The sequence below is a fragment of the Microbacterium sp. BH-3-3-3 genome, assembly GCF_007679045.1.
Classification (GTDB): Bacteria; Actinomycetota; Actinomycetes; order Actinomycetales; family Microbacteriaceae; genus Microbacterium; species Microbacterium algihabitans.
Map to the genome: position 1 here is coordinate 75,859 of NZ_VEFS01000005.1, position 25,849 is coordinate 101,707.

A 25,849-nucleotide genomic window follows, 5' to 3' on the forward strand; every position below is an offset into this window, starting at 1 on the left:
AGGCAATCGTCGATCCGTGGTCGGATCGCTACGCTCGCCCCTCGTGAACGTCCTCTGGCGCACCCTGCTGGTGCTCGCTCGTGCTCGCCGTCGCCTCCGTCGCGAAGGCCCCATCGACCCCAGCACGGTGACGCGCATGCGCATCCGCGTGCTGCCCACCGACGTCGACCTGCTGCGCCACATGAACAACGGGCGCTACCTGTCGCTGTTCGACCTCGGGCGGTGGGACCTGCTGACGCGGTCGGGACTCGTCGAGGCGATGACGAAGCAGGGCTGGTACGCCGTGGTCGCCGCTGAGACGATCACCTTCCGTCGCTCGCTCGAGCTCGGTCAGCGCTTCGACCTCGAGACGCGCATGATCGGCCACGACGACCGCGCGGTGTACCTCGAGCACCGCGCCCTCGTGCGCGGCGAGATCTACGCCCGCGCGATCATCCGGGCGCGGATCCTGCGCCGAACCGGTGGCACCGTGCCGCACGACGAGCTCTTCGCCGCCGTGGGTCGGCCCGAGGGTCTTCCTGACATCGAGTCGTGGGTGCACGACTGGGCCGCGGGCTCCGCCCTGCCGTCGACGAAGCGTCCGGCGCCCAGCGTCTGGGAGTGAGCCCGCGGCTCAGCGCCCGAAGCGGGCGTCGAGCCAGGCCACCTGCTTCATCCAGTGGCGGTAGCCGCCACCCTCGTGCCCGTTGTAGGCGTACTCCTCGAGGGCGGCATCGTCGGATGCCAGGGCGTGGAAGGCCGCGAAGACGCCCGACGGCAGCACGATGTCGTCCATGAGGGCGACCGAGAACAGCGCGGGCGCGGTGATGCGCCGGGCGAGGATCGCGCCGTCGACGTACGACAGCGTGCGCAGCACGTCGGCCGCGGCGTCGCGGTGCACGGACAGGTAGCGCGTGATCTCGGTGAACGGTGCCGACGGCGTGCGCTGGATGGCGCTCGGGAAGTCCGACAGGAACGGCACGTCGGGCATGACGGCCGCCACCGCGTCGCCGGCCAGCGCTGCGGCGGCGATCGCGAGCCCGCCGCCCTGGCTGCCGCCGGTGACGGCGATGCGCGTGGGATCGACCCCGGCGAACGTGCGCACCTCGTCGACCAGGCGCACCGCGTCGGTGTACAGCCGGCGGTAGTAGTAGTCGTGCGGGTCGCGGATGCCGCGGGTCATGACGCCCGGGAAGGCGGCGGCCGATCCGTGCGGGTCGGGGGTCTCGCCCACGCTCCACGTCGAGCCCTGCCCGCGGGTGTCCATGATCACGTGCACGTAGCCGGCGGCGGCCCAGGCGGTCTTCTCGCCGGGCAGGCCGCGGCCCCCGCCGTAGCCGATGAACTCCACGACCGCGGGGAGAACCTCGTCGCCGTGCGGGCGCACGACCCAGCCGCGGATCTCGTTGCCCGCATAGCCCGTGAACGTCAGGTCCTGCACCCGCAGCGCGCGCAGCGGGCCGTCGACGTCGACCAGCGTGCTCGGTCGGGCGGCGGCGCGGGCCTCGGCGAGGGTCTCGTCCCAGAACGCGTCGAGGTCGTCGGGCGCGGTGAGCTCGGGGCGGTAGGCGCGCAGGAGCTCGAGGGGCATGTCGGTGAGGGTGTGAGCCATGGCGGATCCTTCGTCGGTGCGGGGACGGGACGACAGTAGCGAAGCCGTGCCGATCGCGGGCGGCCCGGGGTCGCGGAGCGTCACGCGGATGCCGTCTGCACGGTCGTTCCGCCGCCGCTCGGCGGGCCGCCGGGCCAGCGCGCGCGGCGTGCTTAGGCTGTCGATCATGAGCCCCGTCGACCCGCCCGCCACCGGTCCCGCGCTCTCGTCCGACCTCGCCTCGCGGGCCGCGACACGCGCAGCCGCCCTCGTGCCCCGCGCCGGGGCCACCGACCCCGCGACGGCGCGTTTCGTCGCCTCTGCGGTCGACGGCGTGCTGCGTCCCGAGAGCACGACGGCCGCCGCCTCCGCTCTGCACCGGCTCGCCGCCGACATCCCCGCCGAGCTGCCGTGGTTCGTGCGCGGAGCCGTGCACCTCGGCGGAGCCGTGGCCCCCGTGCTCCCCGCCCCGGCCGTTCCCCTCGCGCGCCGTGCGCTACGCGACCTGCTCGCCGGCCTCGCCCTCGACGCGCGCCCCGAGCGTCTGGGTGTCGGCCTGGCGGGTCTCGCCGCCGACGGAACCTCGGTCGAGGTGCGCCTGGTCGGGCCCGCCGTGCTCGGTGAACAGTCCGCGCGGCGCCGGCTCGACGGCATCCGTTCGCTCGTGCAGCGCGACGACGTGAGCCGGGTGTCGCTGTCGGTCGCCGACGCCGTGGCGAACCCGTCGCCGTGGGCGTTCGACGCCGACGTCGAGCACGCGGCCGAACGACTGCTGCCCTTGTTCCTCGATGCCGCCGCCGCCGACACGCACGTCACGCTCGTGGTCGAGGGGCGGAGCGACCTCGACCTCGCCGTCGCCGTGCTGACCCGCGTGCTCGAGGAGCCGCGCCTGAGCGGACTGCGCGCGGGCATCCGCCTGCCGATCGCCGTGCCCGAGAGCCTCGCGGCCGTCGGCGAACTCGCCGCCTGGGCGCGCGTGCGCGTCAGCGCCGGGGGAGCGCCGCTCACCGTGCGGCTGAGCGACGCGGTGATCGAGACGACGGATGCCGTGGACGCCGCCCGCCACGGGTGGCTCGCCCCGGCCGTCACCGCCCGCGACGCCGTCGACGCCCAGCTGGTGCGCGCCCTGCGGGAAGCCCTGACCGACCGAGGCCGCGAGGGGCTCTCGCTCGAGATCGCCACCGTCGACCCCGAGCGCGCCGCGCTGGCGCTCGCCCACGTCGACGAGGCCGGAGCGGACGCCCTTCTGGTACTGCCCGCAGCGGCATCGTGGGCTCCCGACGCCCCGCACGTGGTCGCCGTCGCCGCGGCCCACCCCGACGACCTCGACGACGTCGCCGCTCGCCTGGCCCGCGCGCACGTCGAGGCCGTCACCGCCGCGCCCGCCCTTCCCTCGGCGGTGCCCGCGGCCTCCCTCGCCGCGGACGGCGTCGACGAGATCGACCCGCCCGAGACGCGGGGTGTCGCTGCGCGCGCCCTCCGCGCGCTCGCCGCGGCCGCCGATCCGGCCCCGCCCGCCCGAGCGCCGCAGCGCGACCTCGCGGAGGAGCAGGCGATCCTGCGCGAACGCGCTGCCGACGACGCGGAAGAGGCCGGGCTGACGCAGGCGGTGCTCGGCATCGCCCGTGAGGCCGCGGCATCCGGGGACACCTCCGCCCTGGGCCCCGACGTGCAGCAGATGCTCTTCGGCGGGCAGGCCTTCGTCGACACCGCGGTGTTCTCGGCGCGCGAGAGCGCGGAGCTCGCCGGGGGAGCCCCCGGGTTCCGCAACGTCGCCGACACCGATCCGGGCGTCGCCGCCGATCGCGACTGGGCGCTCGCGGTGCTCGATCGCGTCGCCGGCTCCACCGCCGGAGACGCCACCGCCGCCGCCGGCCGCATCGACGACGAAGCCGGACTCGACGCCGTGATCGCCCGGGTCGCCGAGGCCGCCGAACAGTGGGGTGCGCTCGCCGCCGCGGAGCGCGCCGTCGTCATCGGCGGGGCCGCGCGCACGCTGGCACAGCGCCGAGCAGAACTGATCGAGGTGCTCGCCGCAGAGAGCGGTGCCCTCGTGGGCGAGGCCGACGCCGAGGTGAGCCAGGCGGTCGACGCCGCCGCCTACGCCGCGGCGACGGCGAAAGAACTCGACCGGGTGCCCGGCGCCGTCTTCGTGCCCGACCGCGTCACCGTCGTGGCTCCGCGCTGGAACTCCTCGGTCGGCCTCTGCGCCGCCGAGACCCTCGCCGCCCTCGTCGCAGGCTCCGGAGTGCTGCTGACGCCGTCGCCCCGCGCCCGCCGCGCCGGCGCGGTCGTGGCCGAAGCCCTGTGGGCCGCCGGGGTTCCCCGCGACCTGCTCGCCTTCGTCGACCTGAACGAAGACGCCTCGGGCCGGGCGCTCGTCGTGCACCCGGGCATCGACCGGGTGCTGCTCGCGGGAGCCCGCACGACCGCCGAGCGCTTCGCGACGTGGCGGCCCGACCTGCCGATGCAGGCGCTGACCGCCGGCCGCAACGCCACGATCGTCGCGCCCTCGGCCGACATCGACCAGGCCGTCGCCGACATCGTCGCGGGCGCCTTCACCCGTGCGGGGCAGGCGGCGACCGCGACCTCGCTGGTGATCCTCGTCGGAGCCGTCGCACGCTCGACGCGTTTCGCCGACCAGCTGCGCGACGCCGTGCTGTCGCTGCGGGTGGGGCCCGCCGACGACCCGCTGTCGGACGTCGGTCCGCTCGTCGAGGAGCCGAGTGGCGAGGTGCGCCGCGCGCTCACGGTGCTCGGCGACGGCGAGCACTGGCTCGTCGAGCCGCGCGAACTCGACCTCGGCCCCGAGACCGCCGGACGCTTCTGGTCGCCCGGCGTGCGCACGGGCGTGACCGCCGGATCGCACCTCACCCGCGCCGCCGTGGCCGCCCCGGTGCTCGGCGTGCTGCACGCGCCCACCGTCACCCGCGCGATCGAGCTGCAGAACGCGATCGGGTCGGGCTTCGTCGCCGGACTGCACACCCGCGACACCGCCGACCTCGAACTGTGGCTCGGCACCGTCGAGGCGGCCGTGCTGCGCGTGAACCGCCCGTCGACCGGTGCCGTCGTGCAGCGCGAGCCGATCGGCGGCTGGGGCGCGTCGACCGTCGGCGGCGGCGCGATGTCGGGCGGACCCAACCGGCTCATGACCCTCGGCTCGTGGCGGCCCTCGTCGGGCGGGGCGGCGTCGTCGACCCTGCACCTGCGCGGGCTCGACAGCCGCATCACGGGCCTGATCGAAGCCGCGCAGCCCTCGCTGTCGTACGAGGCGTTCGACTGGCTGCGCCGCGGAGCGCTGAGCGACGCCGTCGCCTGGGACCGCGAGTACGGACGCGTGCGCGACGTCTCGCGCCTCGGCGTCGAGCGCAACCTGCGCCGCTACCGCCCGACCGACGTCGCGATCCGCGCCACGGCCGACGCCGCGTGGCAGGCCGTGCTGCGCGTGCTCGTGGCCGCGGTGCGCTCGGGCTCGACCTACAGCCTCAGCACCCCGGTGGGGCTGCCCGCCGCGGTGCGGCACCTGCTCGGCGACAGCGGCGTACCCGTGTCGGTCGAGAGCGACGAGGAATGGCTGCAGCGGCTGTCGGGTGTGGTTCCGGATGCCGCGGAGGGCGAGGCTCTCGAGACCTTCCAGGCCGCGCCGCGCCCGACACGCGTGCGGCTGGTCGGCCCGGCGTCGACGGTGGCGGCCGTGCGCTCCGCCGTCGCCGAGGCGGTGGGTCCCGACGTCTCGCTGACCCTGTACACCGACGAGGTGACCACCGCGGGCCGCCTGGAGCTGCTGCCTTTCCTGCGCGAGCAGGCCGTGTCGATCGGGGCGTTCCGCTTCGGTCGGCCCGACCCGTGGAGCGCCGAGGCCATCTGAGGCGGTGTCTCCCGAACCCGACGGTTCGAGCGGCCGACGACTTCCTCCCCCGCATCCCGCCGTGCTGCGGTGCGCTCGTTCTCGTGGGCTTCGCGCGAGTCTTTCCCGGGTGTCCGGGGCACTCGATCTGACGGGTTCGGGCCCGCCCGGCGCGCGACAGCGCAGACCGAGCGGGCCCGGGCCGTTACTGAATGCCCTCACGCACCAGACGCCACTGCTGGCACGTGAGACCGTTGGCCGTCCATTGCTGGGCGATGGCACCATCGGCCGTGGAACAGCCATCGATCTCGAGCATCTTTCCGCTGTTCGCATTCGCGAAGGTCCACCAGCCGTTGCTGGTCGAGGCGTTCCAGTTCTGCGTCGCGTTGCCGGTGGGGCCCCATTGCGCGGCGTCGACGCCGTCGCCGGTCGCCGCTCCCGGGATCTCGAGCAGTTTGCCGCTGTTCACGTTCACGAGCTGCGTGGCGACTCCGGTGGGACGCAGTGTCCATCGTTGCGTAGCGTTCTCGGTCGGACCCCACTGGCCCACGGCCGCGCCATCGGCGAGGGAAGCCGACGCCACCTCGAGGAGCTTCCCGCTGTTGCGGTTCACGACCTGGAACTGCGGGTCGAGCGCGCTCGAGCGCCACACGTGCAGCGTGTCGATCTCGGCGAAGCCCGTGCCCTTGGCGAACCGGACGGTGTTGACCCCCGCATTGAGGGTCACGGTCTTCTGCGCCCACGCGTAGCGGCCCCAGTCGACGGTCGCAGGGTACGAGATCGACGAACTGGTCCCGCCGTTGACGCTGACGCCATGGGTGGACGTGCTGCCGCTGCCGTTGTCGTACCGGACGTTCAGCGTGTACGAACCCGCAGCGGGGACGCGGACGGTGAACTGCACCGAGCTCCCCGCGTTGTTGATGTTGCCGACCTTGCGACCATTCGACGCCTGCACGTGCGTCACGATCGTCGCGTCCGTGATCGTCGCCTTCTCGGCCTCGTACTGCTGGGCATCGACCGGGATCGATCCGACGCGGATGTCATTGAGCCCGGTTGCGGTGTTCTCGACGTTGGTCGCCTGGTAGAGCGTGCGTCCGTCGGTGCCGACGTCGAGGCCCTGGGCGAAGCCGCTGAAATTACCCCCCTGCGTGTCGCTCGCGTCGTACGTGACGGGCATGGGGAGGCGCTCCCAGGCTCCAGCGCCGAGGTTGTAATTGACGTAAAGGTTCTGACCGCCGTCGATGGCGCCCGACGAGGTCAGCGACCACTTGGAGGCCACGATGACCATGCCCTTCGGGCCTCCGCCCGGCACCCACTTCACATATGGCGACGAGCCGATGCCGCGGCCGTCGGCGAGCCGGATCGGCGCACCGATGCTGGTCGTGTCGCCCCAGTTGAGCCCATCTGCGGAGGTCTTGAAGTAGACCGGTGCAGTGTTCTGCGACTGGCTCGGGCGGTTCACGACCTCGAAAGTGGCGAGGTAGCGCCCGTCGGGGAGCTTGGTGACGGTGATCATTCCGGGGCGGTCGCTGTGGTTCGGCGGTGCCGACACGTTGGACAGTGCACCCCACGTCTGGCCGCCGTCAGTGGAACGACGATAGGACACAGCCTGGAGGACACCGGACGCCTTCTGTCGCTCGTCGGAGTAGTACGCGACGAGACCACCGCCGCCGTCGATCGCGAAGGAGGGCTCCCAAACGGTGGTCGTCGTCGAGGAAGGGCTGGGGTCGTACACGGCGGGGCCGCCGGAGTCGATCGTGCTCAGGAACGACCAGGTGGCGCCTCGATCCGCGCTCTTGTAGACGACCAGTCGGCTGCTCGAGCGGTCCTCTGGCATGATCATGCCGGTCAGAAGGAGCGTTCCCGCGGGGAGCGGGCCGGATGCCTGGGGGAGCTCGTAGAGGAACGGTTGCGCGGTGCGCGTGTATCCGGGAAAGGTGCTGCTCGGGTCGACATCGGCGATCTTCGTCCACGACGATCCGTCGTCGGTGCTGCGATAGATCGGATAGACCTGTCGCCCGTTCTGAAGGACGAGCTTGTCGAAGGTGACGAGTTGCGTGCCGTTGTTCGCCCCGTTGTTTTTCAGGACGACGATTTTCGCGTAGGTCGTGCCGGCGGGGGTGCCGCCCTCCGGGTTGAAGGACGAACCCGCAGGGGGTGAGTAAACGACCGAGCCGTTGCCGGTCGTCACCGCCGCGGCCGGGCCTGCGGCGGCGATCCCGCCGACGGCGAGGACCGCGGCGGTCAGCGCTGCGGCGAGAAGACGCGATCGTCGTCGCGCGGGGGAAGAAGGATGTGGCATGTTTCGTGCTCCTCTGGGTGGAAGCGGCTGCCGGTGCGCGCCCGCGTCGGCGCAGCGACCCGCTCGGTGCGGATGGAGTCTCGACCGCGCTACTACAACGTTGTAGAGACGGCACGACCGTAAATGGCGGAGAGCTTCGCCGTCGAGGCTCGCTTGTGCAACGTTGTAGAGTCTCGACCAGAGCAAGGGGGATGCCATGACTGCGACGCTGCACGACGTGGCCCGCGCGGCCGGTGTGTCGATCAAGACGGTGTCGAACGTGATCAACAACTATCCGCACGTGCGCGTGACCACACGCGAGCGGGTGGAAGCGGCCATCGATCAGCTGCAATACCGCCCCAATCAGGCGGCGCGTAGTCTGCGCTCGGGTCGTGCCGACATGATCGGGCTCATCGTCCCCGACCTGCGCAATCCCTACTTCGCCGAGCTGGCCGACGACGTGATGCGGGCGGCGCGAGCGCGCGGTTTCTCGGTGCTCATCGAGCAATTCGACGCCGATCGCGAGAGCGAGCTCGCCGCACTGCGGGGCGCGCGCCGCCGGGGACTCGATGGCGTGCTGTACTCGGTGCTGTCGCTCGGTGAAGACGACGCGGAGCTGCTCGATGAGGTCGGCATGCCCATGGTGTTGCTGGGGGAGCGCATCTTCCACTCCGCCCACGATCACGTGACGATGCGCAACACCGAGGCGGCGCAGGCGGCGACCGCGCACCTGCTGCGGGGCGGCCGGAGCCGCATCGTGGCCCTGGGCTCGCACCCGGGCGAGGTCGTCGGCTCGGCCGGCCTACGTCTGCGCGGATACGAGGCGGCGATCGAGGCCGCGGGATTGACCGTCGACCCCGCACTCGTCGTACCCGTGGACCGGTGGCACCGCATCGACGGCGCCGAGGCCATGCGCGCCGTGCTCGACGCCGGGCTCGCCTTCGACGGGGTCGTGGCTTTCAACGACTCGATCGCCTTGGGGGCGATGCGCGTGATGCTCGAGCGCGGAGTGACGATCCCCGACGACGTCGCCCTGATCGGCTTCGACGATCTGGACGAGACGCGGTACTCGCTGCCGGCTCTGACGACGATCGATCCCGGCCGTTCCGAGATCGCGCGGGTCGCGGTCGATCTGCTCGTGGACCGCATCGTCGGCGACGACGGTGATGCGCCGCGGGAGATCCGGGCTGAGTTCCGGCTGATCGAGAGGGAATCGACGTCGCGCTGAGAACTCGCGCTTGACATCGCCCGACGGTCGGGCGATCATCCATTTACAACGTTTACCTCCATCGTTGTAAATTTGTTTCGCACCAGCCTCGGCACCCGAGCCGAAACGACGACGCAGTCACATGAAAGGCATCGAAGATGATGAAGCGCGCACTCCCCGCCCTTGCGACGGCGGGGGCCGTCGCACTCCTGCTGGCAGGTTGCTCAGGCTCGTCCGCCCCCGCCTCCGACGGCCCCGCTGAAATCACGTTCTGGCACGGCTACACCGAAGCCGACGGCAAGGTCCTCGACCAGATCGTCGCCGACTTCAACGCCTCGCAGCAGAAGTACAAGATCACCACCGAGACCAAGACCTGGGCGGTCATCGACGACACCCTGCTGCCCGCGCTGAGCTCCAAGGAAGGCCCGCAGATCGTCGCCATGCCCGCCGAGCGCATGCCCGTCTACGCCGACCGCGGCGCATTCGCCGACCTGAGCGACTTCTACGCCTCGTCCGATAGCAACACCGCCGACCTCGTTCCGCAGGCGGTCGACATGGTGAAGGTCGGTGGGACCCCGTATGGCGTTCCCACCGGTTTCGTTCCGCTGGCCATGTTCTACAACAAATCGCTCTTCTCCGCCGCCGGGATCACGGAGGCCCCCACGACGTGGGACGCCTGGGTCGCCGACGCGAAGAAGCTCACGGTCGACGAGAACGGCGACGGCACGCCCGAGCAGTACGGCGTCGCGATCCCCGACCACGCGACCGTGGCGAACGGCCTGTGGCCGAGCCTTCTGCTCAGCGGTGGGGGGCAGATCGTCGACGGTGACAAGGCCGTGATCGACTCGCCCGAGAACGCCAAGACCATCCAGTACTGGACCGACGCGATCACGAAGGACAAAATCTCTCCCACCGGCCTCGATGGAATCGCCGCCGACCAGTTGTTCAGCTCGGGCAAGGCCGCCATGCACGTGGGCGGTCCCTGGATGGCCTCGATCGCCAAGGACAACAACATCGACTACGGCATCGCCGCGATCCCGGCCGGTCCCGCCGAGCAGGCTGCCTCGGCGATCGGTGTCGCGATGGGTGTCACCGAGTCGGCCGACGACGCTCAACGCGCGGGAGCCGAGGCGTTCTTCTCCTACTTCTTCCAGAAGGACGTGGCGACGAAGTGGTCGCTGGCGTCGGGGTGGCCCCCGCTGCGCACCGACATCCCGCTCAGCGACGTCTCGTCCAACCCCGTCGTGGCCGCCCTCAGCGAGATCGCGCCGACGGGTCGCGCGCTGCTGCCGGGCGTGGTCAACAGCACCGACGTCATCTCCGACATCGACGAGCTCACCCAGAAGGCCATCGCCGGCGGGAACGTGGACGAGCTTCTCTCGACGGCGCAGACGAAGATCCAGCAGGCCATCGAGTGATCAACGCACGGGAGGGGTGCCCGCGTCGCCCCTTCCGTGTCCTCACCTCCGCTTCTCGAACAGGACGACCATGACCACTCACGCCCCGAGCGCGCCGCCCCGTCGGCGCGGGGCCTACCGGCCGCCAGCCCCGATCGGCGGTCGCGGACCCCTCCGGCACAGCCCCCGCCGGCGTCTCACCGTCGTCGCCTTCCTGACCCCCGCGATCGTCATCCTCACGGTCTTCGTCGCGTGGCCCATGATCTCGGCGCTGCGACTGTCGTTCACGGATGCCAGCGGCTTCGGCCGCGAGAAGTTCGTCGGTTTCGAGAACTACGTTCGCGTGTTCACCGACGAGGACATCCTGCGAGCGATGGGCAACACCGCGCTGTACGCGCTGCTGTTCACCCCGATCGCGATCGCCCTCGCCCTGGGCTTCGCGCTCCTGCTGAACAACCCTCTGCTGCCGCTGCGGGGCGTCTTCCGTACTGCGCTCTTCACCCCGTTCATCGTCTCTCTCGCGGTGGCCGCCTTCGCGTGGTCGTACCTGCTCGACCCCCAGATCGGACTGCTGAACTACTGGCTCCGAGGTCTCGGCATCCAACTCGGCAATGTGCTGCAAGACTCGACCCTCGCCATGCCGGCCGTCGTGCTGGTGGCGGTGTGGAAGAGCTTCGGCTTCTACATGGTGATCTTCCTCGCCGGTCTGCAAGACATCCCGACGAGCCTCTACGAGGCCGCCCGCGTCGACGGAGCGAGCGCGGGGCAGCGCTTCCGCAGCATCACCTTCCCGATGCTCGGCAACACCATGGGCTTCGTCGTCATCGTCGCGCTCATCGCTGCTTTGCAGGCCTTCGACCAGATCTACGTGATGACCGGCGGCGGCCCCTACGGCAGCACGCAGACGATCGTCATGGAGATCTACCAGTCGGGCTTCCGCAAGCTCGAGCTCGGTTTCGCCTCCGCACTGTCGTACGTGCTCCTGCTCATCACCCTGGTGCTGAGCCTCACCCAGTTCCTCTTCTTCTCGCGTCGAGAGAAGGACGCCGCATGACCGCCCTCGCCGCCTCGCCCGCCGTCACGGCATCCGAAGCCCCCTCCCCCCGCGTCTCGCCGCAGCGACGTCGCCGCCGCCTGGTCTCCGCGCTGCTGCTGGTGGTGGTGGCCGCGTCGACGCTGGCCTTGATGCTGCCAATCCTGATCATCGTGTTCACGGCCTTCAAGCCCGTGGCGGAGGTGAACGCCTACCCGCCGACGTTGGTGCCGGGAGCCTGGACGCTCGACAACTTCACGCGCATCTTCACCGAGCTGCCGTTCGCGCGGCTCATCGCGAACAGCTTCGTCTTCGCCGGCGGGGTCACCGCCTTCGCGCTGGTGTTCGATTCGCTCGCCGCCTATGCGCTGGCGCGGCTCGACTTCCGCGGCAACAAGATCTTGCTCATCGCGATCATCGCGAGCCTCATGATCCCGTTCCAGGCGACGCTCATCCCGATCTACCAGCTCGTGTCCGATCTCGGGTGGGTCAACTCCTACGCGGGACTCATCGCGCCGCGCGCAGCCGACGCCTTCGGCATCTTCTTCCTGCGTCAGTTCTTCCTGTCGCTGCCGCGCGATCTCGACAACGCCGCACGCATCGACGGCGCCGGCGAACTGCGCATCTTCGGCAGCATCGTGTTGCCCAACGCCGTTCCGGCGTTGCTGACCCTGGGCATCTTCACCTTCGTCAACAACTGGAACGACCTGCTCTGGCCGCTGGTGTTCACCACCGACGCCGAGATGGGGACGGTCACCTCGGGGTTGACACTGCTGACGGGCCCGGGCGGCATCATCCCCCAGGGCGTGATGATGGCCGGCTCGCTCATCGCGCTGCTGCCACTGGCCATCCTGTTCCTGATGATCCAGAGGCGTTTCGTCGAGAGCGTCGGAACGTCGGGACTGAAATGAGAGAGCGACGGATGCCGAGCACCCCCTGGTACCGCGATGGACGCCTGCACTTCGGGGCGGGGATCGAGAACACCTTCGTGCCGCAGGAGCGGCCCGGGGAGCGCGCGATCGACGAGTACGCCCTCACCGAGCACTACGACCGGTGGAGCGACGACCTCGATCTGGCGGTCTCGGTGGACGCCGAGTTCCTCCGCTGGGGGATCCCCTGGCACGTGGTCTCCCCCGAGCCTGGCCGGTGGGACTGGTCGTGGACCGATCGGGTGCTCGACGGCTTCGCCGAACGGGGACTCCGCCCCATCGTCGACCTGCTGCACTACGGGACTCCGACCTGGGTCGAGGGAGAGTTCACCCACCCCGACTACCCGCGGTTCGTCGCCGAGTACGCCCACCGCGCGGCTGAGCGTTACCGCGATCTCGCCACCGACTACACCCCGGTCAACGAGCCGATGCTGCACGCCCTGTTCAGCGGCGAATACGCCTACTGGCCGCCGTACCGCGCCGGCATAGAGGGTCTGGTCGAGGTCTCTACGGCGATCGCACGCGGCTTCGTGCTCACCCAGGAGGCCGTCGCGGGGGTGCTCGGCGAGGCTGCGACCTTCGTGCACGTCGATGCATCGATGCGGTACGCGGGAGACATCGATGCGCCCGAGCACCGCGACACCGCTCACCGGTACGCGCACCAGGCCTTCCTCGTCGAAGACCTGGTCACCGGTCGCGTCGGCCAGGACCACCCGCTGCTGCCCGTCCTCCGCGACAACGGCATGGCCGATGAGACCCTCGCCTGGTTCGCCGAGAACGCCGTGCAGCCCGACGTCATGGGGGTGAACTACTACCCACGGCACTCCACGGAGCTGTTCGAGGCCGGCGTGCACCACGTGGGCGGCTTCGCCGATCCACGACCGACGCGCGACGACGGTGTGGGCGGCCTCACCGAGATGCTGCGCACGTACGCCGCGCGCTACGGGGCTCCGGTGATGCTCGCCGAAACCTGCGTGACTGACGATGTCGGGACGCGGCTGGACTGGCTCGATGCCTCGGTCGCGGCCGTGGAGGGCCTTCGCTCCGACGGCGTCGACGTCGTCGGGTATACGTGGTGGCCCCTGTTCGACATGTACGAGTGGACCTACCGGCACAGCGACCTGCCGCGATCCGCCCACCTTCTCACCATGGGTCTGCACGACCTCGTGGAGACCCCTGACGGGCTCGCGCGCCGCCGTAACCCCGTCGCCGACCGATTCGCCGCACACGCATCCCGAGGAGCACGATGACCACCGCCCGACTCACCGTCGACCCCCGCTTCCCGATCGGGGCCGTGCGCCGCCGTCTGTTCGGCGGGTTCGTCGAGCACCTCGGCCGCCACGTCTACGACGGCATCTACGAACCCGGTCATGCCGAGGCCGACGAGCAGGGCTTCCGCCGCGACGTGCTCGAGCTGGTGCGCGAGCTCGGCGTCTCGATGATCCGCTACCCCGGCGGCAACTTCGTCTCGGGCTTCCGCTGGGAGGACAGCGTCGGTCCGCGCGAGCAGCGCCCCCGCCGTCTCGACCTCGCGTGGCACTCGACGGAGACGAACGAGGTGGGCCTGCACGAGTTCGCCGACTGGCTCGACAAGGCGGGCAGTGAGCTCATGCTGGCCGTCAACCTCGGCACCCGCGGCGTTCTCGAGGCGCTCGACCTGCTCGAGTACAGCAACGTTCCCGGCGGCACCGCGTTGTCGCAGCAGCGCATCGACAACGGCCGCACCGAGCCGTTCGCCGTGCGTGTCTGGTGCCTCGGCAATGAGATGGACGGACCGTGGCAGCTCGGCCACCGCTCCGCGGACGATTACGGCAAGCTCGCGGCTCAGACCGCCAAGGGCATGCGGCAGATGGACCCCTCGATCGAACTCGTCGTGTGCGGGTCGTCGGGCGCCGCGATGCCCACGTTCGGCGAGTGGGAGCGCGAGGTGCTCACCCACACCTACGACGACGTCGACATGATCTCGTGCCACGCGTACTACCAGGAGCACGACGGCGACATCGACTCGTTCCTCGCCTCGGCCGTCGACATGGACCGCTTCATCGAGGCGGTGGTCGCAACGGCCGACCACGTCGGAGCCGTGCGCGGGAGCGACAAGAAGATCGACATCTCGTTCGACGAGTGGAACATCTGGTACCAGACCCGATTCCACGACGTCGATCAGCTCTCCGGGATCGACAACTGGCCGGTCGCCCCGCGTCTGCTCGAAGACGTGTACTCGGCGGTGGACGCCGTCGTGTTCGGCAGCCTCATGATCTCGCTGCTCACGCACGCCGACCGCGTGGCATCCGCCTCTCTCGCCCAGCTGGTCAACGTGATCGCGCCGATCATGACCGAACCGGGCGGGCCCGCGTGGCGGCAGACGACGTTCTTCCCCTTCGCGATCACGTCGCGCCTCGCGCAAGGCGACGCGGTGCGTCTGCGGGTCGAGGCGCCCACGATCGACACGGCGAAGCACGGCACGGTGTCGGCGGTGGATGCCGTGGCCACGCATGACGCCGAGACGGGCGCGAGCGCGATCTTCCTCGTGCATCGCGGTCGCGGTGAGGCGGTCGAGCTCGCGATCGACGTCAGCGGCCTGGGCGATGTCGAGGTCACGGAGGCCCATGTGCTGCACGACGACGACCCCTACGCCCGCAACACGCTCGACGACCCCGAGCGGGTGGGACCGTCGACGCTCGAGACGCGCCTCGCCGACGGCATCCTGCACGTCACGCTCCCGCCCATCTCGTGGGCGGCACTGGCGCTGCGCCGCGTCGGCTGACGACGCCGCCATCAGCGGTTCGGGGCGGATTCTGTCGTTCGGGGCGGAGAATTCACGCCCCGAACGGCGAATCCCGCCCCGAACCGGGGCCGCAGGGCCAGGATGGTCGCGACATCCCGCACGTGGAAACGCCCGCTCCGCGCAGTCCCCGAGGGGAGCCGCGCGGAGCGGGCGTTCGTGCGTGCGTCAGACCAGCTGCGCGCGACGCGCGGAGAGCTGGTCGAAGCTCGCGAACGACTCCGCGATGGGGCTGCCGGTGAAATGGCCCACCCAGCCGTCGTCGTCGTGGAAGAAGCGCACGCTGACGTAGTGGGGCGAGGTGCCCATGTCGAACCAGTGCGTGGTGTTGGCCGGCACCGAGATGAGGTCGCCCGCCTCGCAGTACACGGCGTGCACCTTCTCGTTCGCGTGCAGGTAGAACACGCCCGCGCCCTTGGCGAAGTAGCGGTCTTCGTCGTCGTCGTGCTTGTGCTCCGACAGGAACTTCTCGCGGAACGGCGTCTTCACCTCGTCGTAGTCCGCCTGCGCGGGGTCGAGGGCGACGACGTCGACGAGGGTGTAGCCCTCTCGCTGCTTCACCTCGTCGATCTCGCCCTGGTACAGCGCGAGCACCTCGTCTTGCGAGGCGCCGGGGGCGACGTCTTTGACCTCCCAGCGCGAGAAGCGCGCGCCGAGGCCGGCGAGCGCCTCGCGGATCTCGGCTTCGTCGGTGGTCTCGAGCACGGGCGTGCTCGGGTCGGTCTCTTTCCAGACGGTCAGGAGCGTCACGGCTCCTCCTCTCGACGCGATATGAGCGGAATGACTCGATTGTGTCTCCGATCCGCACCGAATGCCCACTCCCGAGGCCTCATCCGCCTCGCGGGTGTAACAAAGTGCAACCTCGACTAACCGGCCGATCGCGCCTGCTGCTTGACTGCTCGACGGCCGCCCGGACCCGCCCGCGACGCGCCCCCACTCCGCTCCCTCGACGAAGGGGACCCCGTGTCCATTCGATCCCACCGCTGGGCGACGCTCGTCGCGACCGCCGGCATCGCCGCCCTCGCCCTGACCGGCTGCGCGCAGCAGAACACTTCGACCCCGGCGGCATCCGCTGCTCCCGTGCAGAAGCTCGCCGACCTGCCCGCGCCCTTCGACGGGGCGCCGCTGAAGGTCGCGCTCGTGCAGCAGTCGGGAGCCGGCGACTACTTCACCGCGTGGACGGCCGGCGTCAAGGCGCAGGCGACCGCCGCCAACATCGATCTGACCGTCTTCGACGCGCGCAACGACAACGCCAAGCAGGCCTCCGACCTCGAGCAGGCGATCGCCTCGAAGCCCGACGCGATCATCGTCGACCACGGTCAGACCGACACGATCGAGCCGGGAGTGCACGAAGCGGTGGATGCCGGCATCCCGGTCATCATCTACGACCTCGCCCTCAAGGACACCGACGGCGTCATCGTGACCTCGCAGTCCGACGCGTCGATGGCGCAGGGCGTGCTCGACCAGATGATCGCCGACGTGGGCGACGGCGCGAAGGTGGGCCTGGCCAGCACCGACGGCTTCGCCCCGCTCGAGCGCCGCAAGAAGGTGTGGGACGAGGTCGTCTCGGAGCACGGTCTCGACCAGCTCTTCTTCACCGGCAAGGTCACCGAGTCGACCGCGACCGACAACATCCCGCTCATCGACGCGGCGCTGAAGTCGAACCCCGGCGTGCAGGCGATCTTCGCCCCCTACGACGAGATCACCAAGGGCGTCGTGCAGGCCGTGCAGCAGAACAACCTGCAGGACAAGGTCAAGGTCTACGGCATCGACATCTCGAACGCCGACATCGAGGTCATGACCGCCGACGGCAGCCCCTGGGTGGCCACGAGCGCGACCGACCCCTCCGCCGTGGGTGCCGCCGTCGTGCGCGCCCTGGCGCTGAAGCTCGCCGGTCAGCTCGACGAGACGAGCGTGCAGTTCCCCGCCGTCACGATCACCCGCGACTTCCTGCTCGAGAAGGGCATCACCAACGTCGCGCAGCTGCGCGAGGCCGAGCCGTCGCTGCTGCTGGGCGACACCGTGGTGGCCGACTGGCTGCCCGTGGTCTCGGGATGACCGAACCCCTCCACGACGCCGCTCGGACGCACGACACCTCGGTCGTGCGCCTGAGCGGCGTCGGCGTGCGCTTCGGCACCAACCAGGTGCTGCGCGGCGTCTCGCTCGCCCTCGAGCCCGGCAGCATCACCGCGCTGCTCGGCACGAACGGCGCGGGCAAATCCACCCTCATCGGCGCCGTCTCGGGAGCCAACGCGGGGTACACGGGCGACATCGCCGTCGGGGGAGAGGTGCTGCGGCTCTCGTCTCCCGCGCGTGCCCGCCGCGCCGGGATCGAGACGGTGCACCAGCGCATCGCCGACGGCATCGTGCCGGGGCTGAGCGTCGCCGACAACCTCGCTCTGACCGACCTCGCCACCGGCGGTCACCGTCTCGTGCGCCGGGCCGAGGCGGAGCGGATCGCGCGGGCGGCCCTCGAACGCCTGGGGCTGTCGTGGTCGGATGAGGTCTTGAGGGCGGATGCCGCCCGCTTGGGCACCTCCGACGCCCAGCTGCTCGTGCTGGCCCGGGCTCTGCGTTCGACTCCTCGACTGCTCATCCTCGACGAGCCCACGTCGGCGCTCACCGCCGCCGAGGCCGACCGCCTGTTCGCGGTGCTGCGCACGCTGCGCGACGAGGGCCTGTCGATCCTGTTCGTCAGTCACCGCTTCGGCGAGATCGAGCGCCTCGCCGACCGCATCGTGGTGCTGCGCGACGGCCGGCTCGAACTCGACGCCGCGCGACCCTTCGACTGGCACGCGGCGCTGGAGGCCATGCTCGGCGTCCCCACCGAACTGCAGCAGCACATCACCGAGCCGCTCCCCGCGACCGACGAGGTGCTCGCGGTCGAGGGGGCCGCGCTGCTCCCCGGCAGCGACCCGCTCAGTCTGTCGGTCGCGGGAGGACAGGTCACCGGCATCCTGGGCCTGCTCGGCGCCGGCAAGACCGAACTCGCCGAGGTCATCGCGGGGGTGCGTCCCGCGAGCGGCGCGCGCCTCGTGCTCGACGGGGAGACCTACCGGCCGACCTCGCCCGCGGCCGCGATCACCGCCGGCGTGGTGCTCGTGCCCGAGGACCGTCAGCGCCAGGGCATCCAGCCCGGCTGGTCGATCGCGCACACGGTCGGCCTGCCCGTGCTGCGCGCCCTGTCGCGCGCGGGCGTCATGGCCACGCGCCGCGAGCACGCCGCCGCCGACGAGGTGATCGACGCCTACGGAGTGGTCGCGCCCTCGGCCGACGCGCGGGTCGACGACCTCTCGGGCGGCAACCAGCAGAAGGTCGTCGTCGGCCGCTGGCTGCGCACCGGTCCGCGGGTCGCCGTGCTCGACGAGCCGTTCCGCGGCGTCGACATCGGCGCCCGCCGCCGCATCGGCGACGCCGCCCGCGCGCGGGCCGCCGAGGGCGCCGCCGTCGTCGTGCTCTCGAGCGACGTCGACGAAGTGCTCGACGTCGCCGACCGCATCGTCGTGCTCGTCTCGGGACGCATCGTGCTCGACACCCCCGCCGGAACCCTCGACCGCGCGCGCATCGTCGCCGCCCTGCTCGACGACCCCGGCCACCGGAAGGAAATCGCATGACCAGCGTGTCCACCGCCGCCCCCGTGCGCGCGGGCCTCGGCTCCCGCGCGATCGACGCCGTCGCGAAGTGGGGCTTCGTCGCCGTCACGGTGCTTCTCATCGTGTTCTTCGCCCTGACCGAGCCGGCGTTCGCGACCCCCGAGAACGTGTTCGGGATGCTGAAGTACATCGCCCCGATCGGCATCGCCGGTCTCGGGGTGACCCTCGCGATGACCGTGGGCGGCCTCGACCTCTCGGTCGGCGCCAACGCCGGGTTCGCCGTGTCGATCGCCGCGTGGACCCTCGTCATCGCCGGTCAGGTCGGCGGGATCGCCGTGGGCGTCGTGCTCGTCTCGGGTGCGCTCATCGGGGCGGTCAACGCCGCGCTCATCGTGTTCGCGCGCATCCCCGACCTGCTCGCGACCCTCGCCACGATGTTCACCGTCGTGGGGCTCAAGCTCATCATTGTCGACGGCAAATCGATCTCGTCGCAGATGACCCTCGACGACGGCACCACCGCTCCGGGCAGATTCACGCCCGATTTCCTGTGGTTCGACCGCGGCGCGATCGGCCCGGTCTCGGTGCCCGTGCTGCTGTTCCTCGGCCTCACGATCGTGCTGTGGTTCGTGCTCGACCGCACGCGGTGGGGCCGCGCGCTCGCCGCGGTGGGCTCGAACCCCGAGGCCGCCCGGCTCGCCGGCATCCGGGTCCGCGCCTATCGCGCCGCGGCCTACATCGGCTGCGGCATCCTCGCCTCGATCGCCGGTCTCGTGCTGGCCGCCCGCATCGGTCAGGGCGACGTCTCGGCCGGCAATAGCCTGCTGCTCGACGCCGTGGCCGTCTCACTTGTGGGGGTCTCGGTGCTCGGCATCGGTCGCCCGAACGCGTGGGGCACGGCCCTCGGCGCGGTGCTGATCGCCGTGATGGTCACGGGGTTCTCGATGATGGGGCTGCCGTACTACATCCAAGACTTCGGCAAGGGAGTCGTGCTGCTGGTCGCCCTGCTGTTCAGCTTCACGTTCCGCCGTCGCAAGACCACCATCGTCGCCGGGAGCACCACCGCATCATGACCCTCGTCACCGATCAGCTGACCAGCGGCACCGTCGCCGCCTACCTCGCCGCCCGCCCGCACCTCGCGGGGCCGGTCGATCCGGCATCGATCGTCTCGGTCGACGAGGTCGGCGACGGCAACCTGAACCTCGTCTTCATCGTGAAGGATGCCGCCGGCAACGGCGTGGTCGTCAAGCAGTCGCTACCGCACGTGCGCGTCGACCCGACCTGGCCGCTCACCCGCGAGCGCGCGGCCCGCGAAGCCGTCGTGCTCGGCGCGCACGAGCGCATCGACCCCGCGCACGTGCCCGGGTTCTACGGCTTCGACGCCGAGAACCTCGCCCTCTCGATCGAAGACCTCAGCGACCACTCCGTGTGGCGCGGAGAGCTCAATGCCGGTCGCCTGCACCCCTATGCCGCGGCGCACCTCGGCGAGTACGTGGGCGCCGTCGGCTTCGCCACCAGCGTCTTCGGCACGCCGGGGCCCGAGCGACGTCGTCGCATCGCCGAGGCGACCAACCCCGAGCTCAGCGAGATCACCGAAGACCTCGTCTTCACCGAGCCCTACGTCGACCACGAGCACAACGGCTGGCTCGACGCGAACGCCGACGACGTGCGCGAGCTGCGCGCCGATCGCGCGTTCGTGCGCGAGATGGGCCTGGCCAAGCAGCGCTTCCAGGAGAGCACGCAGAGCCTCATGCACGGCGACCTGCACACCGGGTCGGTGTTCGTGCGGGCCGGGGGAGAGTCGGTGCGCGCGTTCGACTCCGAGTTCGGCACCTACGGCCCGACCGGCTTCGACCTGGGCGCGGTGTGGGCGAACCTCGTGATCGCCGCCGCCCGCGCGCACGTGCTCGGCCGCACCGCCGACGCCGAGACCCTGCTGCGTCTGCCCGTGCCGCTGATCGAGGCGTTCGAGGCGGAGTTCCGCCGCCGCTGGCCCGACCGGGTGGACCCGCGCGTGTACGGCGACGAGGTGCTCGAGCACACGCTCGCGCAGGTGCGGTCGGATGCCGCGGTGTACGGCGCCGCGAAGGCCGTGCGCCGCATCGTGGGATTCTCGAAGGTCGCCGACATCCTCACCCTGCCCGCGCCCGAGCAGGCGGAGGCCGCCCGCCTCGCGCTGCGCGCCGCGCGCCGACTCGGCACCGCGCGGTTGGACGACAGCGACCCGCGCACCCTCACCGCGCTGACGGTCGAGCTGCTGGGCTGAGGCGGGCTCAGCGCGTGGCGACGGCGAAGCGCAGCAGCCACTCCGCGATCTCGAGGTGGCGGCGGGCCGCGGCGACGTCGACGCCCCAGGCGTACATGCCGTGGCTCGCGACGATGAGCGCGGGCACCTCGGGCACCTCGGCCGTCGCGGGCACGTAGACCTCGTCGAAGCGGGCGGCCTCGACCCGCATGTCCTGGTCGTTCGCGATCACCGGGACCGTGACGGCCTCGCCGTGCGCGAGGTGGCCGATGCCCTTGAGCATCTCCATGTCGCGGATCTCGACGCCCTCGGGCCAGCGGTGACCGGCGACCACGGCGTCGAACGCGTGCACGTGGAAGACCGCGCCCGCACCCGTGCGCGCGGCGATGTGGGCGTGCAGGCCCGCTTCCGCCGACGGCGGCCGGGTGTCGTCCGGGTCGAGCGCGTTGCCGGCCTCGTCGATGAGCACGACGTCGCGATCGGTGAGCTCCGACTTGTCGAGCCCCGAGGCGGTGACGGCGAGTACGAGCGGGTCGCGCTCGATGACGACCGAGAGGTTGCCCGAGGTGCCGCGCATCCAGCCGTACCCCGAGAAGCGCGAGGCCTCGGCCGCGAGGGCGGCTCCGGCCGCGCGCACCCGGTCGGGGTGGGGGAGCGTCATCGCGCGACCTCGAGCTCGTCGAACGAGGCGACCGTCTCGGTGCCGAAGGCGGATCCGGCCCAGGGCTCGCCGGCGCGGTCGAGGGCGACGACCTGCCACCCGGCGGCGCGCGCGGCGGTGACCTCGTCGGGGTGGTCGGTGAGGAAGAGCGCCCGCTCGGGGGCGACGCCCAGGGCAGCGGAGATGCGCTCGTACGAGGCCGCTTCCTTCTTGGGTCCGGCGCTGACGGTGTCGAAGAAGTCCTCGACCAGCACCGTCAGATCGCCCTGGGGCGCGTGGCGGAACCACGGCACCTGCGAGGCGATCGAGCCCGACGAGTACACGGCCAGGCGCACACCTTCTTCGTGCCAGGCGCGCAGGCGCGGGGGCACGTCGTCGAAGAACTGCGAGTGGATCTCGCCGGCGGCGAAGCCCTCGGCCCAGATGATGCCCTGCAGCGTCTTGAGCGGGGTGGATTTGACGTCGGATGCCATGAATCCGCGCAGCGCTTCTGCGATCTCGGCGTCGGTGGCGTCGGCATCCAGCCCCGTCTCGACGATCGCGTCGGCCCGCGCCGCGCGCACGGTATCGTCGTCGCGGCCCAGCACCTCGTCGAGGCGGGGGCGCGCGTAGTCGTAGAGGTCGCCGAGGATGAAGCCGGCAGCACTGGTGGTGCCCTCGATGTCGAGCACGACGACGTCGGCGGAGATGCGGGTCATTCGGGGGCCTCTTCGGTGGGGGTGATCGGAACGGGGTGGAAGGCGATCGTGTCGGGCTGCACGGTCGCGGCGACGGGTGCGGGCTCGTCGAGGGCGCGGCGGCGCACGACCGCCGGAGTCGGCGCGGGCGCGTCGGCGTCGACGCTGAAGTGGTCGCCGACGCGAGCCGGCTCGAAGGTGCCGCGGCTGGTGGCGATGCGGGTCACGAGGCGCGGGGGAGTGACGTCGAACGCGGGGTACCAGGCATCGGTCACGAGGGGGCTCGCCGTGCGCTGACCGAGCACCTCGAGCACCTCGCGCGGATCGCGGTCTTCGATGACGATGTCGGCGCCGGTCGGAGCACCGGGATCGGGTGCCTCGACCATCGCGAAGTAGGGGACGCCGAACGCCGCCGCCGCGGCGGCGTGGGCGAGGGTGCCGACCTTGTTGACCACCGAGCCGTCGAGGGCGACGCGGTCGGCGGCGGTGACGACCGCGTCGATCGGACCCGAGCCGACACCCCGCGGAGAGGCGAGGGCGGCCGCGGCCATGCCGTCGGTGATGAGCGTCACCTTCTGGTCCAGCTCGCGCAGCGAGTGCGCCGTCAATCGGGCGCCCTGGAGGTAGGGACGGGTCTCGGTGGCGATCCACTCGATCTCGCGTCCCGCCTCACGGGCGGCGGCGACGAGTCCGAACAGGTAGGCGTCGGCCCAGCAGTGGGTGAGGATGCGCGGCGACTCCGGCAGCAGCGACAGCGTCGCGCGGCCCAGGCGCAGGCTCGCCTCGCGGTAGTCGCGGTCGACGGCGGCGGCGGTGTCGACGGTGGCGGCGACCAGGGCGGCGGTGTCGTCGGTATCGCGCCCCGCGGCGAGGATGCGGGCCACGGCGTCGCGCGGGTGGGCGTTGGTCGGTCGGGCCGTCGCGAGCGCCCGACCCGCGCGGCCGAGAGCGGTGCGGGCCTCGCCCACCGGCAGCTCGCGCGCCTGCAGGGCGGCCAGGGCCATGCCCGCGGTCGCGGCGTACAGCGGACCCGAGCTCTGGGTCACCATGTCGCGGATCGCAGTGGCGACCTCGTCGGGCGTCGCGGCATCCACCCACTCCACCCGGGAGGGGAAGACGCGCCGATCGAGGATGCGGACGACCCCCGCGGCCTCGTCGAGGACGACGGAATGTTCGAGGGTGGCAGACATCGCCGCCATCCTCCCACGGGGCGGTGCGGCGCATGCGGTGCATGACGCCGTGCGACGGCCGCCGGGCCGAGCCGCCGCGTCGCTCGCGCCCCTCCGCGCGCGCGTGCGAGAATGACACCGGCGTGCTCGGACCGACCTTTCCCCGCACGGCGCCTCATGAAGCTGGTGAGCGCCGCCGGGTTCGAAGGGCCACCGAGCCCCAGGACAGCGTCCGCCGCACCTTTCCTCCGAGGAGCAGAGATGTCCGCTACCCCCACCGCCACGCCCACATCGAACGTGGCCTCCGCGACGGCGACCGAGCGGGTGCAGCAGCACCGCCGGTACCTCATGTGCCGCCCCTCGCACTTCACGGTGAGCTACAGCATCAACCCGTGGATGGAGCCCTCGCGGCCCACCGACACCGACCTCGCGGTGAAGCAGTGGCAGGCGCTCTACGACACCTACGTCGCGCTCGGCCACGAGATCGAGCTCATCGACCCGCTCGAGGGCCTGCCCGACATGGTCTACACGGCCAACGGCGGCTTCGTGATCGACGGCATCGCGTACGGCCCGAAGTTCCGCTTCCGCGAGCGCGCCGCCGAGGCGCCCGCGTTCATCGACTGGTTCGCGGCGAACGGCTTCGAGGTCGCCGAGCCCGTCGAGGTCAACGAGGGCGAGGGCGACTTCCTGCTCGTGGGCGACACGATCCTCGCCGGCACGGGCTTCCGCTCGACCGGAGACAGCCACCGCGAGGTCGGCGAGGTGTTCTCGCGCGAGGTCGTGTCGCTGACGCTGACCGACCCGCGGTTCTACCACCTCGACACCGCGATCTCGGTGCTCGACCCCGTCGAAGGCCCCGGTGGAGTGGAGAAGGCCAACATCGCGTACCTCCCCACCGCGTTCGACGAGAAGAGCCAGGCGATCTTGCGCGAGCGCTACCCCGATGCCATCCGGGTGTCGGATGCCGATGGCGCGGTCTTCGGCCTCAACTCGGCCAGCGACGGCAAGAACGTCATCATCTCGCCGCGCGCCGTCGGCTTCGAGGCGCAGCTGCGCGAGCGCGGCTACACCCCCGTCATGGTCGACCTCTCCGAGCTGCTGCTCGGCGGCGGCGGCATCAAGTGCTGCACGCTCGAACTGCGAGGCGGATCGCGATGAGCACCACCGTCGACGACCTCGGCGCACGTCTCATCGCCGAAGAGGGCGCGCACCTCGCCCACAACTACCACCCGCTGCCGGTCGTCGTCTCGCGCGCCGAGGGCGTGTGGGTCACCGACGTCGAGGGCAAGCGCTACCTCGACCTGCTCTCGGCCTACTCCGCGCTGAACTTCGGACACGGTCACCCCGCGATCCTGGCCGCCGCGCGCGAGCAGCTCGAACGCCTCACGCTCACCAGCCGCGCGTACCACAACGACCGTCTCGGTCCCTTCGCCACGGCGCTCGCGCAGCTCTGCGGCAAAGACACCGTGCTGCCGATGAACACCGGTGCCGAGGCCGTCGAGACCGGCATCAAGGTCGCGCGCGCCTGGGGCTACCGCACCAAGGGCATCACCCCCGATGCCGCGACGATCATCGTCGCGAACGGCAACTTCCACGGCCGCACCACCACGATCGTCGGCTTCAGCGACGACCCCACGGCGCACGACGACTTCGGTCCGTACGCGCCGGGCTTCGTGCACGTGCCATACGGAGACGCGGATGCCATCGCCGCGGCGATCGACGAGAACACCGCCGCGGTGCTGATCGAGCCCATCCAGGGCGAAGCGGGCGTCGTGATCCCGCCCGAGGGGTTCCTGCAGCGCGTGCGTGAGATCTGCACCGAGAACAACGTGCTGTTCATCGCCGACGAGATCCAGTCGGGTCTCGGACGCGTGGGCGAGACCTTCGCGTGCGACCGCGAGGGCGTCGTGCCCGACGTGTACCTGCTCGGCAAGGCGCTCGGCGGCGGCATCCTGCCCGTGTCGGCCGTCGTCGCGAACGACGACGTGCTCGGCGTCATCCACGCGGGCGAGCACGGCTCGACCTTCGGCGGAAACCCGCTGGCAGCGGCCGTGGGTCTGCGGGTCGTCGAGATGCTGGCATCCGGAGAGTTCCAGACCCGCGCGAAGGCGCTGGGCGCCCATCTCGAGGCGTCTCTGCAGACGCTCATCGGCCACGGTGTCACCGCTGTGCGCATCGCAGGCCTGTGGGCCGGGGTCGACATCGACCCGTCGTACGGCACCGGGCGCGAGGTCGCCGAGAAGCTGCTGGCCCGCGGCGTGCTCGTGAAAGACACGCACGGTCAGACGATCCGCATCGCTCCGCCGCTGACGATCCGTGCGACCGAGCTCGACTGGGCTGTCGAGCAGATCCGGCACGTGCTCGCGGCCTGAGCGCGCTTTCCCCGCGTGAGGGGTCGTTTCCTGTCGCCTCCGGACGCCGCACGCGACCGAAGATGACCCCTCACGCGACCGGGGGCCGG

At 71.2% G+C, this 25,849-nt stretch carries 20 protein-coding genes; 14 read left to right on the forward strand and 6 right to left on the reverse strand.

Features of this window, described 5'->3' with window-relative positions; all coding sequences use genetic code 11:
• Positions 1 to 43 precede the first annotated feature (43 nt).
• Positions 44 to 604 carry an acyl-CoA thioesterase gene (locus FS769_RS13995; RefSeq protein WP_144834465.1) on the forward strand — a complete coding sequence of 187 codons (561 nt, stop codon included), beginning with the start codon at positions 44 to 46 and terminating at the stop codon, positions 602 to 604.
• Positions 605 to 613: 9 nt separating this feature from the next.
• Here the strand turns inward: FS769_RS13995 and FS769_RS14000 are convergent, their stop codons facing one another.
• Entirely contained in the window at positions 614 to 1,591 is a 978-nt protein-coding gene (locus tag FS769_RS14000; RefSeq protein WP_144834467.1) for an acetylxylan esterase, read from the reverse strand.
• Between the two features lie 166 nt (positions 1,592 to 1,757).
• Between FS769_RS14000 and FS769_RS14005 the strand changes: the two genes are divergently transcribed.
• Positions 1,758 to 5,438: a proline dehydrogenase family protein gene (locus FS769_RS14005; RefSeq protein ID WP_144834468.1), complete on the forward strand. Its 3,681-nt coding sequence runs from the start codon at positions 1,758 to 1,760 to the stop codon at positions 5,436 to 5,438.
• 184 nt (positions 5,439 to 5,622) lie between these two features.
• Here FS769_RS14005 and FS769_RS14010 read toward each other — a convergent pair whose 3' ends face one another.
• Positions 5,623 to 7,719 (reverse strand): RICIN domain-containing protein, encoded by a 2,097-nt coding sequence (locus tag FS769_RS14010; RefSeq protein WP_186325557.1) that lies wholly within the window; start codon positions 7,717 to 7,719, stop codon positions 5,623 to 5,625.
• A 196-nt stretch (positions 7,720 to 7,915) separates the two neighbouring features.
• Here FS769_RS14010 and FS769_RS14015 point away from each other — a divergent pair, with 196 nt between their 5' ends.
• From FS769_RS14015 to FS769_RS14040, 6 genes are all read left to right on the forward strand, one after another.
• On the forward strand, positions 7,916 to 8,926 hold the full coding sequence (locus FS769_RS14015) for a LacI family DNA-binding transcriptional regulator (RefSeq protein ID WP_144834470.1): 1,011 nt from the start codon (positions 7,916 to 7,918) through the stop codon (positions 8,924 to 8,926).
• Positions 8,927 to 9,063: 137 nt separating this feature from the next.
• On the forward strand, positions 9,064 to 10,323 hold the full coding sequence (locus tag FS769_RS14020; protein WP_260979769.1) for an ABC transporter substrate-binding protein: 1,260 nt from the start codon (positions 9,064 to 9,066) through the stop codon (positions 10,321 to 10,323).
• A 70-nt stretch (positions 10,324 to 10,393) separates the two neighbouring features.
• A complete protein-coding gene (locus FS769_RS14025; protein ID WP_144834472.1) occupies positions 10,394 to 11,356 on the forward strand; it encodes a carbohydrate ABC transporter permease in 963 nt (320 codons plus the stop codon).
• Positions 11,353 to 12,246 (forward strand): carbohydrate ABC transporter permease, encoded by an 894-nt coding sequence (locus FS769_RS14030; RefSeq protein WP_144834474.1) that lies wholly within the window; start codon positions 11,353 to 11,355, stop codon positions 12,244 to 12,246. Before FS769_RS14025 ends, FS769_RS14030 begins: the two co-directional genes overlap by 4 nt.
• Before the next feature lie 11 nt (positions 12,247 to 12,257).
• Positions 12,258 to 13,514 (forward strand): family 1 glycosylhydrolase, encoded by a 1,257-nt coding sequence (locus tag FS769_RS14035; RefSeq protein ID WP_144834476.1) that lies wholly within the window; start codon positions 12,258 to 12,260, stop codon positions 13,512 to 13,514.
• Positions 13,511 to 15,028: an alpha-N-arabinofuranosidase gene (locus FS769_RS14040; protein WP_144834478.1), complete on the forward strand. Its 1,518-nt coding sequence runs from the start codon at positions 13,511 to 13,513 to the stop codon at positions 15,026 to 15,028. The genes FS769_RS14035 and FS769_RS14040 overlap by 4 nt, the downstream gene beginning before the upstream one ends.
• 186 nt (positions 15,029 to 15,214) lie before the next feature.
• Here FS769_RS14040 and FS769_RS14045 read toward each other — a convergent pair whose 3' ends face one another.
• Positions 15,215 to 15,796 carry an acireductone dioxygenase gene (locus FS769_RS14045; protein WP_144834480.1) on the reverse strand — a complete coding sequence of 194 codons (582 nt, stop codon included), beginning with the start codon at positions 15,794 to 15,796 and terminating at the stop codon, positions 15,215 to 15,217.
• 213 nt (positions 15,797 to 16,009) lie between these two features.
• On the opposite strand from FS769_RS14045, the gene FS769_RS14050 reads away from it, so the two are divergent.
• The 4 genes from FS769_RS14050 to mtnK are packed head-to-tail and all read left to right on the forward strand — an operon-like array spanning position 16,010 to position 20,902.
• Entirely contained in the window at positions 16,010 to 17,104 is a 1,095-nt protein-coding gene (locus tag FS769_RS14050; protein ID WP_144834482.1) for a substrate-binding domain-containing protein, read from the forward strand.
• Positions 17,101 to 18,660 carry a sugar ABC transporter ATP-binding protein gene (locus tag FS769_RS14055; RefSeq protein WP_144834484.1) on the forward strand — a complete coding sequence of 520 codons (1,560 nt, stop codon included), beginning with the start codon at positions 17,101 to 17,103 and terminating at the stop codon, positions 18,658 to 18,660. The genes FS769_RS14050 and FS769_RS14055 overlap by 4 nt, the downstream gene beginning before the upstream one ends.
• The gene (locus FS769_RS14060; RefSeq protein WP_230705298.1) at positions 18,657 to 19,709 is read left to right on the forward strand and encodes an ABC transporter permease; all 1,053 of its coding nucleotides are present in this window, start codon (positions 18,657 to 18,659) and stop codon (positions 19,707 to 19,709) included. The genes FS769_RS14055 and FS769_RS14060 overlap by 4 nt, the downstream gene beginning before the upstream one ends.
• Entirely contained in the window at positions 19,706 to 20,902 is a 1,197-nt protein-coding gene (mtnK, locus tag FS769_RS14065; protein ID WP_144834485.1) for an S-methyl-5-thioribose kinase, read from the forward strand. Before FS769_RS14060 ends, mtnK begins: the two co-directional genes overlap by 4 nt.
• Before the next feature lie 7 nt (positions 20,903 to 20,909).
• Here the strand turns inward: mtnK and mtnB are convergent, their stop codons facing one another.
• Genes mtnB through FS769_RS14080 form a run of 3 tightly spaced genes read right to left on the reverse strand, consistent with a single transcriptional unit; the run spans position 20,910 to position 23,409 of the window.
• Complete coding sequence (mtnB, locus tag FS769_RS14070; RefSeq protein ID WP_144834487.1) at positions 20,910 to 21,542, reverse strand: methylthioribulose 1-phosphate dehydratase; 633 nt, start codon at positions 21,540 to 21,542, stop codon at positions 20,910 to 20,912.
• On the reverse strand, positions 21,539 to 22,240 hold the full coding sequence (gene mtnC / locus FS769_RS14075) for an acireductone synthase (protein ID WP_144834489.1): 702 nt from the start codon (positions 22,238 to 22,240) through the stop codon (positions 21,539 to 21,541). The genes mtnB and mtnC overlap by 4 nt, the downstream gene beginning before the upstream one ends.
• Entirely contained in the window at positions 22,237 to 23,409 is a 1,173-nt protein-coding gene (locus FS769_RS14080) for a methylthioribose-1-phosphate isomerase (protein WP_144834491.1), read from the reverse strand. Before FS769_RS14080 ends, mtnC begins: the two co-directional genes overlap by 4 nt.
• A 240-nt stretch (positions 23,410 to 23,649) precedes the next feature.
• Between FS769_RS14080 and ddaH the strand changes: the two genes are divergently transcribed.
• Positions 23,650 to 24,546: a dimethylargininase gene (gene ddaH, locus FS769_RS14085; protein WP_144834493.1), complete on the forward strand. Its 897-nt coding sequence runs from the start codon at positions 23,650 to 23,652 to the stop codon at positions 24,544 to 24,546.
• On the forward strand, positions 24,543 to 25,760 hold the full coding sequence (gene rocD / locus FS769_RS14090) for an ornithine--oxo-acid transaminase (protein ID WP_144834494.1): 1,218 nt from the start codon (positions 24,543 to 24,545) through the stop codon (positions 25,758 to 25,760). The genes ddaH and rocD overlap by 4 nt, the downstream gene beginning before the upstream one ends.
• Positions 25,761 to 25,849 lie beyond the last annotated feature (89 nt).

Bases quoted from the DNA above. Each gene is read 5' to 3' on its own strand.
- FS769_RS14000 (WP_144834467.1), bottom strand. From the start codon at position 1,591: ATGGCTCACACCCTCACCGACATGCCCCTCGAGCTCCTGCGCGCCTAC.
- FS769_RS14005 (WP_144834468.1), top strand. From the start codon at position 1,758: ATGAGCCCCGTCGACCCGCCCGCCACCGGTCCCGCGCTCTCGTCCGAC.
- FS769_RS14010 (WP_186325557.1), bottom strand. From the start codon at position 7,719: ATGCCACATCCTTCTTCCCCCGCGCGACGACGATCGCGTCTTCTCGCC.
- FS769_RS14015 (WP_144834470.1), top strand. From the start codon at position 7,916: ATGACTGCGACGCTGCACGACGTGGCCCGCGCGGCCGGTGTGTCGATC.
- FS769_RS14020 (WP_260979769.1), top strand. From the start codon at position 9,064: ATGATGAAGCGCGCACTCCCCGCCCTTGCGACGGCGGGGGCCGTCGCA.
- FS769_RS14025 (WP_144834472.1), top strand. From the start codon at position 10,394: ATGACCACTCACGCCCCGAGCGCGCCGCCCCGTCGGCGCGGGGCCTAC.
- FS769_RS14030 (WP_144834474.1), top strand. From the start codon at position 11,353: ATGACCGCCCTCGCCGCCTCGCCCGCCGTCACGGCATCCGAAGCCCCC.
- FS769_RS14035 (WP_144834476.1), top strand. From the start codon at position 12,258: ATGCCGAGCACCCCCTGGTACCGCGATGGACGCCTGCACTTCGGGGCG.
- FS769_RS14040 (WP_144834478.1), top strand. From the start codon at position 13,511: ATGACCACCGCCCGACTCACCGTCGACCCCCGCTTCCCGATCGGGGCC.
- FS769_RS14055 (WP_144834484.1), top strand. From the start codon at position 17,101: ATGACCGAACCCCTCCACGACGCCGCTCGGACGCACGACACCTCGGTC.
- FS769_RS14060 (WP_230705298.1), top strand. From the start codon at position 18,657: ATGACCAGCGTGTCCACCGCCGCCCCCGTGCGCGCGGGCCTCGGCTCC.
- mtnK (WP_144834485.1), top strand. From the start codon at position 19,706: ATGACCCTCGTCACCGATCAGCTGACCAGCGGCACCGTCGCCGCCTAC.
- mtnB (WP_144834487.1), bottom strand. From the start codon at position 21,542: ATGACGCTCCCCCACCCCGACCGGGTGCGCGCGGCCGGAGCCGCCCTC.
- mtnC (WP_144834489.1), bottom strand. From the start codon at position 22,240: ATGACCCGCATCTCCGCCGACGTCGTCGTGCTCGACATCGAGGGCACC.
- FS769_RS14080 (WP_144834491.1), bottom strand. From the start codon at position 23,409: ATGTCTGCCACCCTCGAACATTCCGTCGTCCTCGACGAGGCCGCGGGG.
- ddaH (WP_144834493.1), top strand. From the start codon at position 23,650: ATGTCCGCTACCCCCACCGCCACGCCCACATCGAACGTGGCCTCCGCG.
- rocD (WP_144834494.1), top strand. From the start codon at position 24,543: ATGAGCACCACCGTCGACGACCTCGGCGCACGTCTCATCGCCGAAGAG.